This window comes from Hydrogenivirga sp. 128-5-R1-1, assembly GCF_000171895.1.
In genome coordinates this window covers 1-1,554 of record NZ_ABHJ01000319.1, presented here as the reverse complement: position 1 = coordinate 1,554, position 1,554 = coordinate 1, and the positions used below count along the sequence as shown (strand labels likewise).

The following is a 1,554-nucleotide window of genomic DNA, read 5'->3' as shown; positions in this document are numbered from 1 at the left end:
AACAATGTTCTTAATGTATTTCTTACAGCCCTTAAAAGGTAAAGTCGTGCTTTTGTTAATTCTTCGTCGTTTTCGTTTAAAAATTTATAGTTATTGTAGTAATAATGAAATTTTGAAGCAAGGTCATATGCAAGGTTTGTTATTTTGTGGGGTTGCTTTTGCTCAGCAATATTGTATATATCTTCAGGAATGGTAGATATTTTTTTCATTAAATCTTTTTCAGCTTTTTCTTTTAAAAGTTCTATATTAACGTCTTCAATTAAATTAGCTTCAATTCCAAGTTTTTCCTTTGCTTCTCTAAAAACTGATGTTATTCGTGCATGTGCATACTGCACGTAAAAAACAGGGTTTTCAGAAGATTTTTTTGTAGCAAGGTCAATGTCAAAGTTTAAATGGGTATTGCTGTCTTTTGAAAGGAAAAAGTAAATAACTGCATCTGCCCCAACTTCAATTACTAAATCTCTTAATGTTATAAATTCGCCTGCCCTTTTTGACATTTTAACTTCTTTGCCGTTTTTGAAAAGTTTTACAAGCTGGATAAATAAAACCTGAAGCCAGTTTTCAGATGCTCCAAGTGCCATTACTGCAGCTTTTAATCTTGGAAAATACCCGTGATGGTCAGCTCCCCATATATTAATAGCCTGCTTATAGCTTCTTTTAAATTTATCATAATGGTATGCAATATCTCCAGCAAAATATGTATATGTACCGTCTGATTTTTTTAGTACTCTATCTTTATCATCTCCGTACAAGGTTGTTTTAAGCCATAAAGCTCCGTCTTTTTCATAAACAAGACCTTTTTCTTGAAGATAGTTGATAACTTCCTGAACTTTTCCTGTTTTGTAAAGCTCTTTTTCACTGAACCATATGTCAAACTCAACATTTATTAGCTTTAAATCTTCTTTTATTCTATCTAAAAGTATATTTTTGCCGTACTCTGCCATCCATTCTACTGCCTGACTTTCATCTAAAAATGTTAAAACCTTTTCCCTTTCATGGTAATAAATATCTTTTGCTATTTCTTTTATGTAGTTGCCGTGATAACCGTCTTCTGGAAAGGGAAAATCTGGCTGCTCTATCTGTCTATATCTTGCATATATAGACTCTCCAAGTTTTCTTATCTGATTTCCAGCGTCGTTTATATAAAACTCTTTTACAACTTCATATCCGCTATAACTTAAAATGTTTGAAAGGGCATTCCCTACTACTGCTCCCCTTCCGTGTCCAAGATGTAGTGGGCCTGTGGGATTTGCACTTACAAATTCAACATTTATTTTTCCTTTATCTTTATTTATTTTTTCTCCGTATCTATCTCCGTGAACAACAGCTTTATGTAAAAATGGCTGGAAGAATTTTGTAGATAAGAATAGATTTATAAAGCCAGCTCCTGCAACCTCTACTTTTTCAAAAATATCTTCTTTTTCTAAAATTTCTTTTATTTGATTTGCAATCTCTAAAGGCTTCTTTTTTAAATATTTAGTAAGTAAAAACGCAGCATTTATAGAAAAATCTCCAAATTTTTCTTCTTTTGGTGTTTCTATTTTCAAGTTTTTT

The 1,554-nt window shown here is 31.7% G+C and carries 1 protein-coding gene; it reads right to left on the bottom strand.

Going from position 1 to position 1,554, the window contains the following annotated elements:
- A partial coding sequence (gene argS, locus HG1285_RS02020) for an arginine--tRNA ligase (protein WP_008289238.1) occupies positions 1-1,554 on the bottom strand: 1,554 nt, incomplete at both ends.